The following is a 14,821-nucleotide window of genomic DNA, read 5'->3' on the forward strand; positions in this document are numbered from 1 at the left end:
GCGTGGTTGAGCGGATCCCCCTTTTCGTACGTATGGTCTGTTGAGGGGTCAACGGCGGCGAGAGGCGGCTAAGGGCGATGACTCACGGCACTCGAATGGATACACAAACCCCCTACCTCGACGGCGACCGGAGCTGGCGGGACACCGCCACCCGATACGCTCTGCTTCCCCTGCGCGTCTTCCTCGGCGTCACCTTCATCTATGCAGGCCTGGACAAACTCACCGACAGTGCCTTCATGAAGTCCTCCGGCGCCGGTTCGATCGGCGAGACGATGCGCGCGGTCCGCGACTCCGCGGCGATCCCGGCCCTGGTGGACCTGGCCCTGAAGAACCCCGTCGGCTTCGGCTACGCCATCGCCTTCGGCGAACTCGCCGTCGGCATCGGCACTCTGATCGGCCTGTTCGCCCGCCTCGCGGCACTCGGCGGAGCGCTGATCTCGCTCAGCCTGTGGCTGACCATCAGCTGGGCCAACAGTCCGTACTACTACGGCAACGACCTCGCCTATCTGATGGCCTGGCTGCCCCTCGTCCTCGCGGGTGCCTCCGTGTTCTCCCTGGACGCGGCACTCCGCGCCAGGCGCAGGCAACGGTCGGGCGGCTACCGGTAGTCAGCCGGATATCTCAGCACCGGGGTCGGCCGTGCTCGTACGGCCGGCCTTCCGGCGTCTGCGGACCGCCCCGTTGACACCCGCCGCCACGCCGGCCAGGACCAGTCCGACCGTGACGAGCGGGATCACCGCGAACCACTCGGTCACCCACAGCCCGCCCGCGTCCCCGGCGTAGACCACGCCCGCGGCGACGAAGAAGAGACCGGCGACCAGCTTCCCTGGCTGGAACTCATGACGCGGCACGGCTGACCTCCGCCTGTCCGACGCCGACCTGGAGGTCCAGGTCCAGCGTGCCGGTGCTCTTGACGCCCGCCGCCGGGGGCAGGGTGACCTGCTGGTGCTTGCCCGGCTCCACGTCCACGTCCTTCTTGTCGTCGCCGGGCAACTGGATGTCCCCGACGCCCACGTCCACATTCAGCTCCACCGTCACGTCCGACGGCACGATCACCTTCAACTGCCCCACGCCGACCTCCGCGTCCGTCGCGACCGTCTGGCCCTTGGTCAGCCGCAGCCGGGTCAGGTCGAGCGTGCCCACCCCGTTCCCCAGGTCGTACTTTGCCTGTACGTCGGCCACCGCCGCGGGCTGCCAGGTGAGCCGCTCCCAGTGGGTGGTGAGGTCCTTGGGCAGGGCAGCCGAGGCGGCCAGCAGGCCGGCCGTGACGATCGCGAGGAACACCGAGCCCGCCCCCGTACGCCCCAGGAACGCGCTCAGCGCGATGCCCAGGCCGAACACGACGAGGGCACAGGCCAGGCCCGTCTGCAGGCTGGTGCCGAGCGCCTGGTCGTCCCACTTCACGGCGGTGCCGAGGCCGCCCGCGCACAGGGCGAGGAGGAACACCCAGCCGCCGATCCAGCGCGGGCCGCGCGGCTTCGGAACCGGCGGGCGAGGGGTCCGCCGGTCCTCGGGCCAGTGCGCGTACGAGGGGCTGAGGCCGATGTCGATCACGTCCGCGATGTCACGGCCGCGGGAGTCTCCGGGACCCCACAGATAGCCGGTGCCACCGACATGCGTGCCGTCCTTGACGATCGGGTCACGCCACCAGGAGGGGTAGGAGGCGGGCACCGGTGGCGCCTGGGCCTCCGGAGGGGCGTCGGCGACCGCCTGCGCGGCCAGCGGGTCGGGGTCGGGGGCGCCGCGCTGCCGCGACCAGTACCCAGCGCCGGCCAGCAGCAGGGAGAGGACGACCGCGAAGGTGAGCACGCTGGCGTTGCTCAGCATCGACAGAAAGACACCGCAGCCGACCAGCGCGAACAGCACGGCCGCCAGGGCCTGGCCGTCGACCCGGCCGGTGAAGAGCTTGCGGACCTCGTTCTCCTCCTCGTCGTCGTACGGGACGAAGAGCCAGGCGAAGCCGTAGAAGATGAGGCCGATGCCGCCCGTCGCCGAGAGCACGGCGAGCGTGATCCGGAAGATCACCGGGTCCATGTCGCACTGCCGGCCGAGCCCGGCGCACACCCCCGCGAGCACCTTGAACCGCCGGTCCCGCCGGAAGCGGTGCGGAGGCGCGGCCGCGGTGGGGTCGCCGTGTGCGGCACCCGGCGGCGACGCGGCGCCCGCGCCGGGCACGGCGTCCTGCGGCCCGCCGCCCGCTGCCGGGCCCGGGCCGGAGCCGGGTCCCGGACCCGTCGCGGCGCGCTCGTGATCTGTCATGCGTCCATGCTGCCCGGCCCGAGGCCCCGATGGCAGTCGGGACGACCCTGGCCGAACCCTGAAATCCGCCCGCAGGCCGCCGTTTTCGAAGATCAGGGCAGTCTCGGGGGTCGACCCTGATGCCCCGGACGGCGGGGCGTGTGAACATCGGTGGCATGCCGGAAGCCGCAGCACTGCCAGTCGAGGACCCGCGGCCGCCGCGCAAGCTCTACCGCAGCAGTGACGGACGCTGGCTCGGTGGTGTCGCGCGGGGCCTCGCCGGGCATCTCGGGCTGCCCGTGATCTGGGTGCGGCTGGTGTTCGTGGGCCTGTTCCTCGCGGACGGACTCGGCGCGCTGCTGTATGCCTCGTTCTGGTTCTTCGTGCCGCTCGGCGTCGGCGGTGTCGCCGGTCAGCGGCCCCCGTCCCTCGTCTCCACCGAGACCTCGCCGGACGGCCGCCGCAGACTCGTCGCCCGCAAGCCCGACAAGGGCCAGATCGTCGCCCTGCTCCTCATGGTCGTCGTGGCACTCGTCTTCGTCGGCAATGTGAACCTGGGCGACGGCGCGAAGGCCTACCTCTTCCCGACCGTCCTCGTCGGCGCGGGCGTCGCCCTCGTCTGGCGCCAGGCGGACAATGCCCGCCGCGCCCGCTGGGCGGAGGTCGGCAGCCGCCGCCGTACGCTCAGCCTGCTGCGCGCGTGCGGCGGAGTCCTGCTGGTCACCGCCGGTGCCACCGCGATCTTCGTGCTGCAGGGCTCCGCCGCCCACCTCGGCTCGGTTCTCCAGGCGGCCCTCGCGGTCCTCGTCGGCATCACCCTGCTCGCCGGCCCCTACCTCGTGCGGATGACCCAGGACCTCTCCGAGGAGCGCCTGATGCGCATCCGCGCCCAGGAGCGCGCCGAGGTCGCCGCCCATGTCCACGACTCGGTGCTGCACACCCTGACCCTGATCCAGCGCAACGCGGAGAGTCCGAGCGAGGTGCGCCGTCTCGCCCGCGCCCAGGAGCGCGACCTGCGCGCCTGGCTCTACAAACCGGAGGGCACCGGCAAGGACGAGGCCGACGAACCCGACACCCTCGCCGAGGCGGTGCGGCGCAGCGCGGCGGAGGTCGAGGACAAGCACGGCGTGCCCATCGAGGTCGTCGTCGTCGGCGACTGCCCGCTCGACGACAGGATCGGCGCCCAGATGCAGGCCGCGCGCGAGGCGATGGTGAACGCGGCCAAGTACGGTGGCGAGGGCGGCGCCGTACAGGTCTACGCCGAGGTGGAGGGGAAGAAGGTCTTCGTGTCCGTCCGCGACCGCGGACCGGGCTTCGACCTCGACTCGATACCCACCGACCGCATGGGCGTCAGAGAATCGATCATCGGCCGTATGGAGCGCCACGGCGGCACGGCACGCCTGCGCGCGGTGCCCGACGGCGGTACCGAGGTCGAGCTGGAGATGGAGAGGGCGGAGAAGACGTCATGAGCGACACGACCGAGACGAACGAGCCTGTGGAGCCGACCGGCGAAGGCGCGGGCGGGCGTCACGTGCGCGTGGTCCTCGTCGACGACCACCGCATGTTCCGTACGGGGGTGCAGGCCGAGATCGGCCGGACCGAGCAGACCGGTGTCGAGGTGGTCGGTGAGGCCGCCGACGTCGACCAGGCGGTCACGGTCATCACCGCGACCCGCCCCGAGGTGGTCCTCCTCGACGTCCATCTGCCGGGCGGCGGCGGGGTCGAAGTCCTGCGCCGCTGCGCCGCGTTGATGAGCGACGCCGAGCAGCCCGTCCGCTTCCTGGCCCTGTCCGTGTCGGACGCGGCGGAGGACGTGATCGGGGTGATCCGGGGCGGTGCGCGCGGCTATGTCACCAAGACGATCACCGGCACGGATCTCGTCAACTCCGTCTTCCGTGTCCAGGAGGGCGACGCGGTCTTCTCCCCGCGCCTGGCCGGCTTCGTCCTGGACGCCTTCGCGTCGACCGACGCCCCGCCGGTCGACGAGGACCTCGACCGCCTCACCCAGCGCGAGCGCGAGGTGCTCCGCCTCATCGCGCGCGGCTATGCCTACAAGGAGATCGCCAAGCAGCTCTTCATCTCGGTGAAGACGGTCGAGTCCCATGTCTCGGCGGTGCTGAGGAAGCTCCAGTTGTCGAACCGGCACGAGTTGACCCGCTGGGCGACGGCCCGCCGACTGGTGTGACCCGCAAGGGAGTTCACACCACCCGCGTCGCCCCGGCGAACGGCATCTGGTCGATCGGCGCCAGCCGTACGGGAGCGGTCGGGTTCGGGGCGTGGATCATCTGGCCGTCGCCGACGTAGATGCCGACGTGGCTGATGCCCGAGTAGAAGAACACCAGGTCGCCGGGGCGCAGTTCGGACCGGGAGACCCGTTGGCCGGCGTTGATCTGGGCGTAGGTCGTGCGGGGCAGCGAGATACCGGCGGAGTTGTAGGCGGCCTGGACGAGGCCCGAGCAGTCGAAGGCGTTGGGGCCCGTGGCGCCCCAGACGTAGGGGCTGCCGAGCTTCTGGTAGGCGTAGGAAACGGCCGCCGCGGCACGGGAGTTGGGGGCGTCGGCCGACGCGGCGGAGGAGCCGGGGGCGTCCAGCGCCCCCCGTGCGGTCGTCGAGGACCGGGACGCGCGTCCGGTGCCACCGGCCGTGCCGTCCCCGACCTGGGCCCGCTGCTGCGCGGTCAGCCCGGACAGCAGCCGCCGAGCCTGGTCCAGCTTCCCGTTGATCGTCTTCTTGTGCCTGCCGAGAGCCGCCTGCCGGGACTTCAGAGAGGTCAGCTCGATATGTGCGGCGCCGCGCAACTGCTCGATCTCGCGCAGTTGTTGCCGTACTAGTGCGACGGCCGCCGTCTGCCGGTGGCCGACGCGGTCGGCGAACTCGGCGCCGTCCAGGTACTGCTGGGGGTCGTCGGAGAGCATGAGCTGCACCGCGGGGTCGATCCCGCCGCTGCGGTACTGCGCGGCGGCGACGTAACCCAGCGCTTCCCGGGTCGAGTTGAGCTTCTCCGTCTTGCGCGCCGCCTCGTCCCGCAGGGTGTTCAGTTTCTTCTCGGCCGCGTCCGCCTTCTCCTTCGCGCCGTCGTACTTCTCGGTCGCGACCTCCGCCTCCTGGTACAGCTTGTCCACCTTGGCCTTGACCTGCGTCGGTGTGAGCTGCGGCTCGGCGTGCGAGGTCCCGTCGAAGCCCGTCGCCGTCGCCGCGCCCGCGAGGGCGATCGTGGCGGCGGTCCGGGCCGTGTTGCCGCTGAGCGAGCGCTGTCGGGGCTTGCGGTGCGCTGCCACGTGGACTGCACGTCCTTTCGTACGACCGCCGGGGGAGCGGGCGGTTGCGCGTCCGGCGGCGGCCCGCACAGGGGGAGCGGGCCGCCGCCGGACCTTCTCGGCGGTGATGTCCGACTGCCGCCCCTGGTCCGGGCGGCGGTGGGGAGCCGGTCACCTGGTGGAGGACGCTAAACCTGATGATGACGGCCCGGTAACGCATGTACGGAACTGGCACGAGGTGACCGAAAAGTGCCGGTAATTGACTGTGATCCCGGTCCGGGGCCGCCCCCTTCGGGCGGCGCGCTGACCGATGCGAGGGTTCCGGCACGGCAAGGGACGGCACGCTGCTATGGGCCGCATATATGCAAGGACCGGAGACGGGTGGGGGAGGGGCGGTGTCGGTCGGCGACCGGGCCCCTGGCTAGGCTCCGGCCTCATGGACGTACTCATCCATCTCTTCGTCGGCCTGCACATCATCGGCATCGCGGCGCTGCTCGGCGGTTTCCTCACCCAGATGAAGGCGATGGGCCAGGGCACGGCCCGCTTCGTGCCCGGCATGCTGCACGGCGCGCTGACCATGCTGGTCACCGGTGCGATCCTGGTCGGCCTCAACCAGGCCGACGATCAGCACGTCAACAACATCAAGATCGGCATCAAGCTCGCGCTGCTGGTCGTGATCCTCGGGCTCGTCTATGTGAAGCGGGACGAGGAGAGCGTCGACAGGAATCAGTTCGCGCTGGTGGGCGGGCTCACCATGGTGAACATCTTCATCGCGGTCCTGTGGACGTGACCCCGGCCGGGGCTGCGAGGTAGGACCGGACCGTCCCCGTGGCGACCACCAGCCAGACCGCCACCGCGATCCACAGCACCACCTCACCGGGCGTCCTGAGCGAGGAGATGTCCACGGCGCTGCCCACGGACAGCGTGGCCGCCGCCGTCATCCCGAGCGGGAACACCGTCGACCAGCGGCGCACGTCGTAACGTGGTCTGGGCCGGGCGACCTCGGCGGCCGCCAGGACCACGCACCAGGCCAGGTCGAGCACCAGCAGCGTCACTGTCACGGCACGCAGGACGCCCCGGTTGTCGGAGTTCCACAGATACAGCCGCGCGCTGTCCGCGGCGATCAGCTTCGAACCGGCCAGCGCCGAGACGGCCAGCGCACCCCCGGCGATCCAGTGGTCACCGGCCCCCGTGATCACCTGCCGCATGTCGAAACGGGCCAGCGCGAAGCCGTAGAGCACCAGCCCGAACCAGAAGAGCACCAGCGCCGTGTGCGCGAGCCACGCCACCGACTCGGCCGCGGCGAGCGTGGCCGCCAGCACGGCCAGCGACTGCGTGGCCACACAGCCAAGGAACACGGTCCCGGGCATGCGCCCCTGCCAGTTCCCTACGACTCGCACCAGCAGCACCGGCCAGAGCACCGCGGCCAGCGCCAGCAGCGCCTCCGCGACCGGCTGCCGGCCCGCCAGCGAGAACCGGGTCCCGAGTACGGCGGTCGCCGCGACGGCCGTCAGCGCACCGGGCGACTCCGCCTCCGTCAGCCACCGCCGCCGGTCCCACAGCAGCCGTACGGCGAAGTCCGCGGCCAGTCCCAGCCAGCAGACGCAGGCCAACGTGAAGGCGATACGGGACAGCACCTCGTACCCGCGGAGATGGAGGCCCACCGACACGATGCCGGTCGCCATCACGGCGGCCCCGGCCGCCGGCGGACGCTGCGCCCACCAGGCGCGGAAACGGGAGGTACCGGACATGGTCCGATGCTAAGGAGCCACCCCTATGGCGACGGGGGGCCACGCGCGCGTGGACCTCAAAAACACCTGCACGCGCGCCTGCATCGGCGGGCTGCGCTCAGGCAGGCCGCACCACGCTGTGGATGATCGACGAGCCGCCGTAGTAGATCGACTCCTCGCGGACGTACGCGCCGGGCTTCGGGGCGTGGATCATCATGCCGTTGCCTATGTAGATACCGACGTGGCTGATGTCGTCGTAGAAGAAGACCAGGTCACCGGGTTGTGCGTCGGCCAGGGAGACCGTCGTGCCGGCGTTCACCTGGTCGGTGGTCACGCGCGGGAGGGTGACTCCGGCGGCCTTCCAGGCGGCCTGGGTGAGGCCCGAGCAGTCGTAGGACCCGGGTCCCGTGGCACCCCAGACGTACGGCTTGCCGACCTGGGCGCGGGCGAAGGCGAGGGCCTTGGCGGCCTTGGTGGCGTACGAGGCGTCGGTGGAGGACGAGGATGAGGATGACGACGTCGAGGAGCCGGAAGAGGAAGAGGTGTCCTTCGCCGCCTCCGCCTGCCGTTTCGCCAGGGCCGCCGCCTCGGCCGCGGCCTCCTGCTGCTTCTTCTTCTCGATCGCCGCGAGGCGCGCCTTCTCCTGTGCGGTGAGCTGCGAGAGCAGTTCCCGCGCGGTGGAGAGTTTCTTCTGGACGGTGGCCTTGGCGGTCTTCAGGTCGCTCTGTGTGTCGCCCAGGGTCCGGAGGCTCTCGGACGCCTCCTGGCGCTTCTTCATCGTCGCCGACTGCTCGGTGACGTACGCGTCGACCGCGTCCTTCTGGCGGCTGGTCAGCCGGCTCATCAACTGGGTCTGGTCGAAGTAGTCCTGCGGGCTGTCCGCGAGCAGGAAGGTCGCGGTGTCGGGAGCGGAGGCCCCGGTGCGGTACTGCGCGGCGGCGAACGAACCCAGTTGTTCCCGCGCGGAGTTGAGCTTCTGCGTGCGCTGGGCCACGTCGTCCAGGAGGGTGTCGACGCGTTTGCGCTGCTTGGTCGTCTTCTCCTTGGCCGCGTTGTACTTGTCGGTCGCCGACTCCGCCTGGCGGTAGAGGTCGTCGACCTTCTTCTCGACCTCTTCGACGCTCGGCTTGCCGTCGTCGGCGGCCGGGGCCGCGTTCGCGGTCTGGGAGAGGAGGGCCACCGAGGTGAGCGCGGCCGTGGCGATGGCGGGGGTCCGTATGCCTGCGATGCGCGAGCCCGCGGAACGCGGCTTGCGGTGCGACGACGCCAAAGGAGCCGACCCCTTCCAAAGTTGCCCTGCGGGCCTGCGACTTGATCGAACGCTAACCAACTCGTGTGGCCCGTGTGAAGGTTGATGTTCGATATGCCCGATACATTTTCGTGACCTTGGCCATGAACGGGAGTGATCGTCGCTGATCGTGACGGGACGGTTCTGGACCGTGAAATGTGCCGAGTTCTCGGGGTGGCGGTCGGTTGTCAGTGGGGCGCCCTAAACTCGGAGAGCGATGAGCAGCCTCTTTGACGACAGCTTCCTGGCGGATCTCAAGGCCCCTCCGGCCCACGAGGAAGAGCCCCCGCCGCCGCCCGACGACGAGTACGGACCGGAGCAGGCCCCGGACGACCTGTTCGCCGGGCAGTTCGGCGCGCCCGCGAGCAGGGACGCCTACTACCGGGACGGCGCCCCCCGCCCGGTGGCCGACCCGGCCGCACTCCTGGACGGGCTGAACGAGAATCAGCGCGCGGCCGTCGTCCACTCCGGCAGCCCGCTGCTCATCGTGGCCGGCGCCGGCTCCGGCAAGACCCGTGTGCTCACCCACCGCATCGCCCATCTGCTCGGCGAGCGGAATGTGCACCCGGGCCAGATCCTCGCGATCACCTTCACCAACAAGGCCGCGGGCGAGATGAAGGAGCGCGTCGAGCACCTCGTCGGCCCGCGTGCCAACGCGATGTGGGTGATGACCTTCCACAGCGCGTGTGTGCGCATCCTGCGCCGCGAGTCGAAGAAGCTCGGCTTCACGTCCTCGTTCTCGATCTACGACGCCGCCGACTCCAAGCGGCTGATGGCCCTGGTCTGCCGCGACCTGGACCTCGACCCGAAGCGCTTCCCCCCGAAGTCCTTCAGCGCCAAGATCTCGAACCTGAAGAACGAGCTGATCGACGAGGAGGACTTCGCCGCCCAGGCCACCGACGGTTTCGAGAAGACCGTCGCCCAGGCCTACGCGATGTACCAGTCGCGGCTGCGCGAGGCCAACGCCCTCGACTTCGACGACCTGATCATGACGACGGTCAACCTGCTGCGCGCCTTCCCGGACGTCGCCGAGCACTACCGCCGCCGCTTCCGGCACGTCATGGTCGACGAGTACCAGGACACCAACCACGCGCAGTACGCCCTGGTGCGCGAACTGGTCGGGACGGGCGCGCACGACGAGGACGTACCGCCCGCCGAGCACGACCTGCCCCCCGCCGAGCTGTGCGTCGTGGGTGACGCGGACCAGTCGATCTACGCCTTCCGGGGCGCGACGATCCGCAACATCCTCCAGTTCGAGGAGGACTACCCGAACGCGACGACGATCCTCCTGGAGCAGAACTACCGCTCCACGCAGACGATCCTCTCCGCCGCCAACGCGGTCATCGAGCGCAATGAGTCCCGCCGCCCCAAGAACCTGTGGACCAACGCGGGCGCGGGCGCGCAGATCACCGGCTATGTCGCGGACACCGAGCACGACGAGGCGCAGTTCGTCGCCGAGGAGATAGACCGTCTCACCGACGCGGGCGAGGCGAAGGCCTCGGACGTCGCCGTCTTCTACCGGACGAACGCCCAGTCCCGTGTCTTCGAGGAGATCTTCATCCGCGTCGGCCTGCCCTACAAGGTCGTCGGCGGCGTCCGCTTCTACGAGCGCAAGGAGGTCCGGGACGTCCTGGCCTACCTCCGTGTGCTGGCCAACCCGGAGGACGCGGTCCCGCTGCGCCGCATCCTGAACGTGCCCAAGCGCGGCATCGGCGAGCGCGCCGAGGCGATGATCGACGCCCTCTCGCAGCGCGAGAAGATCAGCTTCCCGCAGGCGTTGAAGCGCGTCGACGAGGCGTACGGCATGGCCGCGCGGTCGACGAACGCGGTCAAGAAGTTCAACACGCTGATGGAGGACCTCCGGACGATCGTCGAGTCCGGCGCCGGCCCGGCGACGGTCCTGGAGGCCATCCTCGAACGCACCGGCTATCTCGCCGAGTTGCAGGCCTCCACCGACCCCCAGGACGAGACCCGCATCGAGAACCTCCAGGAACTCGCCGCCGTAGCCCTGGAGTTTGAGCAGGAGAACAGCGAAGGGGACGGCGAGAGCGAGACGCCCGTGGGGCTCGCCGCCTTCCTGGAGCGGGTGGCGCTGGTCGCCGACTCGGACCAGATCCCGGACGAGGACGAGGACGGCTCCGGAGTCATCACCCTGATGACTCTCCACACCGCCAAGGGACTTGAGTTCCCGGTCGTCTTCCTCACCGGCATGGAGGACGGCGTCTTCCCGCACATGCGCGCCCTCGGCCAGACCAAGGAGCTGGAGGAGGAGCGCCGCCTCGCGTACGTGGGCATCACGCGCGCGCGGGAACGCCTGTACCTCACCCGCTCCTCGCTGCGCAGTGCCTGGGGGCAGCCGTCGTACAACCCGCCCTCCCGTTTCCTGGAGGAGATCCCGGCCGCGCATGTGGAGTGGAAGCGGACCGGCGCCATGGCCGCCCCGCCGTCCACGGGCCCGGCCTCGGGTATCGCGGCCTCGCTGTCCTCGTCCCGTTCGCGTTCCTCGGCGTCGGGCGCCTCGGGCTTCGCCACCCGCAGGACCTCGGAGAAGCCGGTCGTCGCGCTGGCCGTCGGCGACCGGGTCACCCACGACCAGTTCGGCCTCGGCACGGTGGTCGGGGTGAAGGGCACGGGCGCGAACGCGGAGGCGACCGTCGACTTCGGGGAGCCGAAGCCGAAGCGGCTGCTGCTGCGGTACGCGCCGGTGGAAAAGCTGTAGGGGGAGGGCGAGTTACGTCGGGTCGAGCCCGTGGCTGCGGAGCCACGGGAGCGGGTCGACCGCCGCGCCGCCCGCGGGGCGCACCTCGAAGTGCAGGTGTGGGCCGGTGGAGTTCCCGGAGTTCCCGGAGTACGCGATGGGGTCGCCGGCCTTCACCGTCGTACCGGAAGCGACCCGGTAGCTGGAGAGGTGGCAGTACCAGGTCTGCGTGCCGTCTTTCGCGGTCAGGATCAGCATGTTGCCGTAGGCGCTGTTCCACTTGGTGCTGACGACGCCGTCCGTCGCGGCCATCACCGTCGTGCCGTACGAGACGGGGAAGTCGATGCCGGTGTGCACGGACATCCAGTTGACGCCGGCCTGGCCGAAGTAGGCGCTCAGGCCTTTCTGGGTGACCGGGAGCACGTACTTGGGGCGCAGCCGTTCCTTGCGGGCCGCCTCCGCCGCCGCCTTCTTCTTGTCGGCTTCCTGCTGGGCCTTGAGGTCGATACGTTCCTGCGTACGGCTGGCCCGGTCGGCGAAGTCGTCGGCACCCGCCGAGAGGCTCTTGATCTGGGCGTCCAGCTTGTTGTTCGCGGTGGCCGGCTTCACGGTGGTCGCGTCGGAGGCGGAGGCCGTGGTGTCGCTGCCGCCACCGGTCAGCGTGCCGACGGACGCGGCGGCGATCCCGGCGACACCCATCACACACGCGGACGGTACGGCGATGGTCAGCAGCGCGGAGCGCTTCGGGGGTGTACGGCGCCGGGAGCGGCTCCCGTTGCGGGACGCGGCGCGCGAGGCGGCGGCCGGGGCCGGGGTGAACTCCTCCTGGTCTTCGAGGAGTTCGGGGTGGGGCCGGGACCCGTCCGCTGCCGGCTCGGCCTCGTCGAGCGCGGCCGGCTCACCGGTGGCCGTCAACTCGCCGTTTTCCGGGGCGACTTCGTCGTACGTCTCGTCGTAGGTCTCGCGGTACGTCTCTTCGTGCGAGGCCTGTTCGAAGGTGGTGGTCGCGTCGGCGGCGGTGCCGTCGGCGTTCCACTGCGTGGCGTCGTACGCGCCCGTGTCGAAGGCCTGCGTGCCCCATTCCCACTGCTGGGTCTGGTCGGCGGGGGCCGCGGGACGGGCCGCGGGGTCCGGCTGGAGCCAGGCGTTCGCGTCCCACTGTCCGCTGGTGTCGGGGCCGGCGCTCTGCGGCGGGATGTGCGAGAGCTGCTGGTAGTCGGCCGACCAGGCGTTGGTCTCGTAGGCGCCCGTGTCATAGGCGGCGTGGTGCTGGGCCGCGTACGGGTCGTAGTTCAGGGTGTGTTGAGCACCCGTGGACCAGGCCGAGGAGTCGTATGCGCCGGTGGTGTGCGGGCCGGCGTCGTGGCCGTGGCCCGGCATGTCGCCGAAGAGGGGGTCGGTGGCGAAGCTCGCGGTGGCGTGACCGCCGTCCGCGCCCGGATGAAAACCCGTGGCGGTGTGGTCGCCGTACGTGGTGAAGTCACCGTAGTGGGCGTCCTGCCCGCCGTAGGACGCGAATTGCGCCGAGGCGGCATCGGAAGCCGGGGCCGGGGTAGTCATGATTCCCGACGGGTGAGGGTCGTTCACCAACTTCTCTTTCGCCGACAACAGGGGCTGCCAGAGCAGTGCGGCGACTGTACCCGGCGGTATGCGGGCGCGACAATCTTCGCCAGGTTTCGCGTCTGCCGGAAACGGTCATTCGGCCGTGTTTCGGGGGACGGCGGGCATGGGTTTGGCCTGGCGTTCGAATGGCGTTCGAGGTCCGAGGCTGTTCGGCGGTTGTCAACGCCTTGTGCGCACGCTTCGAAGGGCGTGGAAATGCTTCCCGCGTCGGCGGTCGGGTGCGTTGACTGGCGGTCGACGACATCCGGCGTAGAGGACGTGGGGAGAGCGTGATGAGGGCGTTGAAGCGTGTGGGGATCGTCGTGGCGCTGGCCGTGGTGACTGTCGGCGTCGTGGGCCCGGCGGCATCGGCCGCCCCCATGCCGTGGGAGACCAGCCGTGCGCAGGGTGTGGTGGCCGTCTCGCCCGCCGAGGTCGGCACTGTCACTGTTCTGTGCGGGGATCCTTGCTATCAGTAGCGCTGCTCAGGCCACCGTCAGGCCGCCTGTGCGGGTAGTCGCCGGGGCCTCCGCCCGCGGGGTGTCGAGGGCCTGGCGTATGCCGGTCGCGATGGTGGGGTGGATGGGGAGGGCGAGGTGGCCGATGCCGCTGACCTGGACGTTCTGGGTGATCAGGTCGGGGTGGGCGATGCAGGCCGTCTCCAGCGGGTCCATCAGGTGGTCGAGGTCGCTCCAGAAGCTGACGAAGCGCGTGCGGCAGCCGGGGGCGGGGCGGGTCAGCTCCTCGATCACCGGCGAGCCGGGCCGCATCTGGCGGACGATCGGGTGGGCGTTGGCCAACGGTGCGACGGCGGTGCCGGAGTGCGGGGTACCGAGCGTCACAAGGGTGCGAACCCGCAGGTCACCGCCGAGCCGCTGCACGTAGTACCGCGCGATCAGCCCGCCGAGGCTGTGCCCGACGATGTCCACCTCCCTGCTGCCCGTGCGCTCGCAGATCTCCTCGATGTGCCGGCCCAGCAGCTCCGCCGCCGTGCGGATGTCGCAGGTCAGCGGCGAGTAGTTGAGCGATTCAACCTGTCGGCGGCCGTGCTCGGCCAGGGAACGGCGGAGCAGCACGAACACCGAGCGGTTGTCGATGAACCCGTGCAACAGCACCACCGGGGGTTTCGCCTCGGTCGGCAGCGGCGTCGCGTCCGCCGGGGAGGGGGCCGGAGGAAGCGGCGCCCGGCGTTCCTGGGCCATGCCGGACGGATAGAGGAGAAGGTGGCCCGCGAGGATCACGAACTCCAGGGTGGTCGCTTTCAGGAGGGTCATGGAGAGGCCGGCCAGCCTGCTGGGCAGGAGGCGCTGGCAGAGGGGGAGAAAGGGCAGTACCGCCCTGGTGACCTTCATGGGCGGCCTCCTGTCGGCACACGGAACGACAGCTCCGTCCCCCGTGTGCCCTCGTGGGAGGCCACCGCGAAGGTTCCCGCGACCCCGTTGCGGCTCCCGTTGCGCTTGTTCCCGCTGGAACGCTGCGCGGTGAACGTGTCCCTTCGTGTGATTTCCCCCTCGGTGTCCACCGCGAAACTGCCGGGTGCGGGATGCTGGAGATAACGTTCGTTCACTTGGAGGCAGTGATGGGTGTGGCAGCGGGTCCGATCCGCGTGGTGGTGGCCAAGCCGGGGCTCGACGGACACGATCGTGGAGCCAAGGTGATCGCGCGGGCGCTGCGCGACGCCGGTATGGAGGTCATCTACACCGGCCTCCACCAGACCCCCGAGCAGATCGTCGACACCGCGATCCAGGAGGACGCCGACGCGATCGGCCTCTCCATCCTCTCCGGCGCCCACAACACTCTCTTCGCCGCCGTCATCGCGCTGCTCAGGGAGCGCGAGGCGGAGGACATCCTGGTCTTCGGCGGCGGGATCATCCCCGAGGCGGACATCGCCCCCCTCAAAGAGAAGGGCGTCGCGGAGATCTTCACCCCCGGGGCGACCACCCAGTCGATCGTGGACTGGGTGAGGGAGAACGCGCGACAGCCGGCCGGGGCGTAGGACTCCCGGGAG

Annotated in this window: 14 protein-coding genes; 7 read left to right on the forward strand and 7 right to left on the reverse strand. The window is 70.4% G+C overall.

Going from position 1 to position 14,821, the window contains the following annotated elements; all coding sequences use genetic code 11:
* The first annotated feature begins 77 nt into the window (after positions 1-77).
* Positions 78-608, forward strand: coding sequence for a DoxX family protein (locus ABZT04_RS05180; RefSeq protein WP_356053132.1), 531 nt, complete (start codon positions 78-80; stop codon positions 606-608).
* Here the strand turns inward: ABZT04_RS05180 and ABZT04_RS05185 are convergent, their stop codons facing one another.
* Positions 609-851 (reverse strand): hypothetical protein, encoded by a 243-nt coding sequence (locus ABZT04_RS05185; protein ID WP_356053133.1) that lies wholly within the window; start codon positions 849-851, stop codon positions 609-611. It lies immediately after the preceding gene.
* On the reverse strand, positions 838-2,259 hold the full coding sequence (locus ABZT04_RS05190; RefSeq protein WP_356053134.1) for a PspC domain-containing protein: 1,422 nt from the start codon (positions 2,257-2,259) through the stop codon (positions 838-840). The genes ABZT04_RS05185 and ABZT04_RS05190 overlap by 14 nt, the downstream gene beginning before the upstream one ends.
* A 119-nt stretch (positions 2,260-2,378) precedes the next feature.
* Between ABZT04_RS05190 and ABZT04_RS05195 the strand changes: the two genes are divergently transcribed.
* Both ABZT04_RS05195 and ABZT04_RS05200 read left to right on the forward strand, forming a co-directional pair.
* Positions 2,379-3,707 (forward strand): PspC domain-containing protein, encoded by a 1,329-nt coding sequence (locus ABZT04_RS05195; protein ID WP_356053136.1) that lies wholly within the window; start codon positions 2,379-2,381, stop codon positions 3,705-3,707.
* Positions 3,704-4,423 carry a response regulator transcription factor gene (locus ABZT04_RS05200; protein WP_356053138.1) on the forward strand — a complete coding sequence of 240 codons (720 nt, stop codon included), beginning with the start codon at positions 3,704-3,706 and terminating at the stop codon, positions 4,421-4,423. Before ABZT04_RS05195 ends, ABZT04_RS05200 begins: the two co-directional genes overlap by 4 nt.
* Positions 4,424-4,436: 13 nt before the next feature.
* On the opposite strand, the gene ABZT04_RS05205 is transcribed toward ABZT04_RS05200, so the two are convergent.
* Entirely contained in the window at positions 4,437-5,516 is a 1,080-nt protein-coding gene (locus tag ABZT04_RS05205) for a C40 family peptidase (RefSeq protein ID WP_356053140.1), read from the reverse strand.
* Positions 5,517-5,931: 415 nt separating this feature from the next.
* Between ABZT04_RS05205 and ABZT04_RS05210 the strand changes: the two genes are divergently transcribed.
* A complete protein-coding gene (locus ABZT04_RS05210; RefSeq protein WP_356053142.1) occupies positions 5,932-6,285 on the forward strand; it encodes a hypothetical protein in 354 nt (117 codons plus the stop codon).
* Here ABZT04_RS05210 and ABZT04_RS05215 read toward each other — a convergent pair.
* Positions 6,263-7,246: a tellurite resistance/C4-dicarboxylate transporter family protein gene (locus ABZT04_RS05215; protein ID WP_356053144.1), complete on the reverse strand. Its 984-nt coding sequence runs from the start codon at positions 7,244-7,246 to the stop codon at positions 6,263-6,265. The two genes, ABZT04_RS05210 and ABZT04_RS05215, sit on opposite strands and share 23 nt — an antisense overlap.
* 97 nt (positions 7,247-7,343) lie before the next feature.
* Positions 7,344-8,495 (reverse strand): NlpC/P60 family protein, encoded by a 1,152-nt coding sequence (locus ABZT04_RS05220; protein WP_356053146.1) that lies wholly within the window; start codon positions 8,493-8,495, stop codon positions 7,344-7,346.
* A 235-nt stretch (positions 8,496-8,730) separates the two neighbouring features.
* On the opposite strand from ABZT04_RS05220, the gene pcrA reads away from it, so the two are divergent.
* On the forward strand, positions 8,731-11,232 hold the full coding sequence (pcrA, locus tag ABZT04_RS05225) for a DNA helicase PcrA (protein WP_356053149.1): 2,502 nt from the start codon (positions 8,731-8,733) through the stop codon (positions 11,230-11,232).
* Positions 11,233-11,244: 12 nt separating this feature from the next.
* Here pcrA and ABZT04_RS05230 read toward each other — a convergent pair whose 3' ends face one another.
* Positions 11,245-12,771, reverse strand: a complete 1,527-nt coding sequence (locus ABZT04_RS05230) for a M23 family metallopeptidase (protein ID WP_356053151.1) — start codon at positions 12,769-12,771, stop codon at positions 11,245-11,247.
* A gap of 335 nt (positions 12,772-13,106) precedes the next feature.
* Here ABZT04_RS05230 and ABZT04_RS05235 point away from each other — a divergent pair, with 335 nt between their 5' ends.
* Positions 13,107-13,292 carry a hypothetical protein gene (locus ABZT04_RS05235; RefSeq protein WP_356053153.1) on the forward strand — a complete coding sequence of 62 codons (186 nt, stop codon included), beginning with the start codon at positions 13,107-13,109 and terminating at the stop codon, positions 13,290-13,292.
* Between the two features lie 6 nt (positions 13,293-13,298).
* Here ABZT04_RS05235 and ABZT04_RS05240 read toward each other — a convergent pair whose 3' ends face one another.
* Positions 13,299-14,165: an alpha/beta fold hydrolase gene (locus ABZT04_RS05240; RefSeq protein WP_356053155.1), complete on the reverse strand. Its 867-nt coding sequence runs from the start codon at positions 14,163-14,165 to the stop codon at positions 13,299-13,301.
* 227 nt (positions 14,166-14,392) lie between these two features.
* Here ABZT04_RS05240 and ABZT04_RS05245 point away from each other — a divergent pair, with 227 nt between their 5' ends.
* Positions 14,393-14,809: a cobalamin B12-binding domain-containing protein gene (locus ABZT04_RS05245; protein WP_356053157.1), complete on the forward strand. Its 417-nt coding sequence runs from the start codon at positions 14,393-14,395 to the stop codon at positions 14,807-14,809.
* Positions 14,810-14,821 lie beyond the last annotated feature (12 nt).

The sequence above is a fragment of the Streptomyces sp. NPDC005492 genome (assembly GCF_040605995.1).
In the GTDB taxonomy this organism is placed as follows: domain Bacteria; phylum Actinomycetota; class Actinomycetes; order Streptomycetales; family Streptomycetaceae; genus Streptomyces.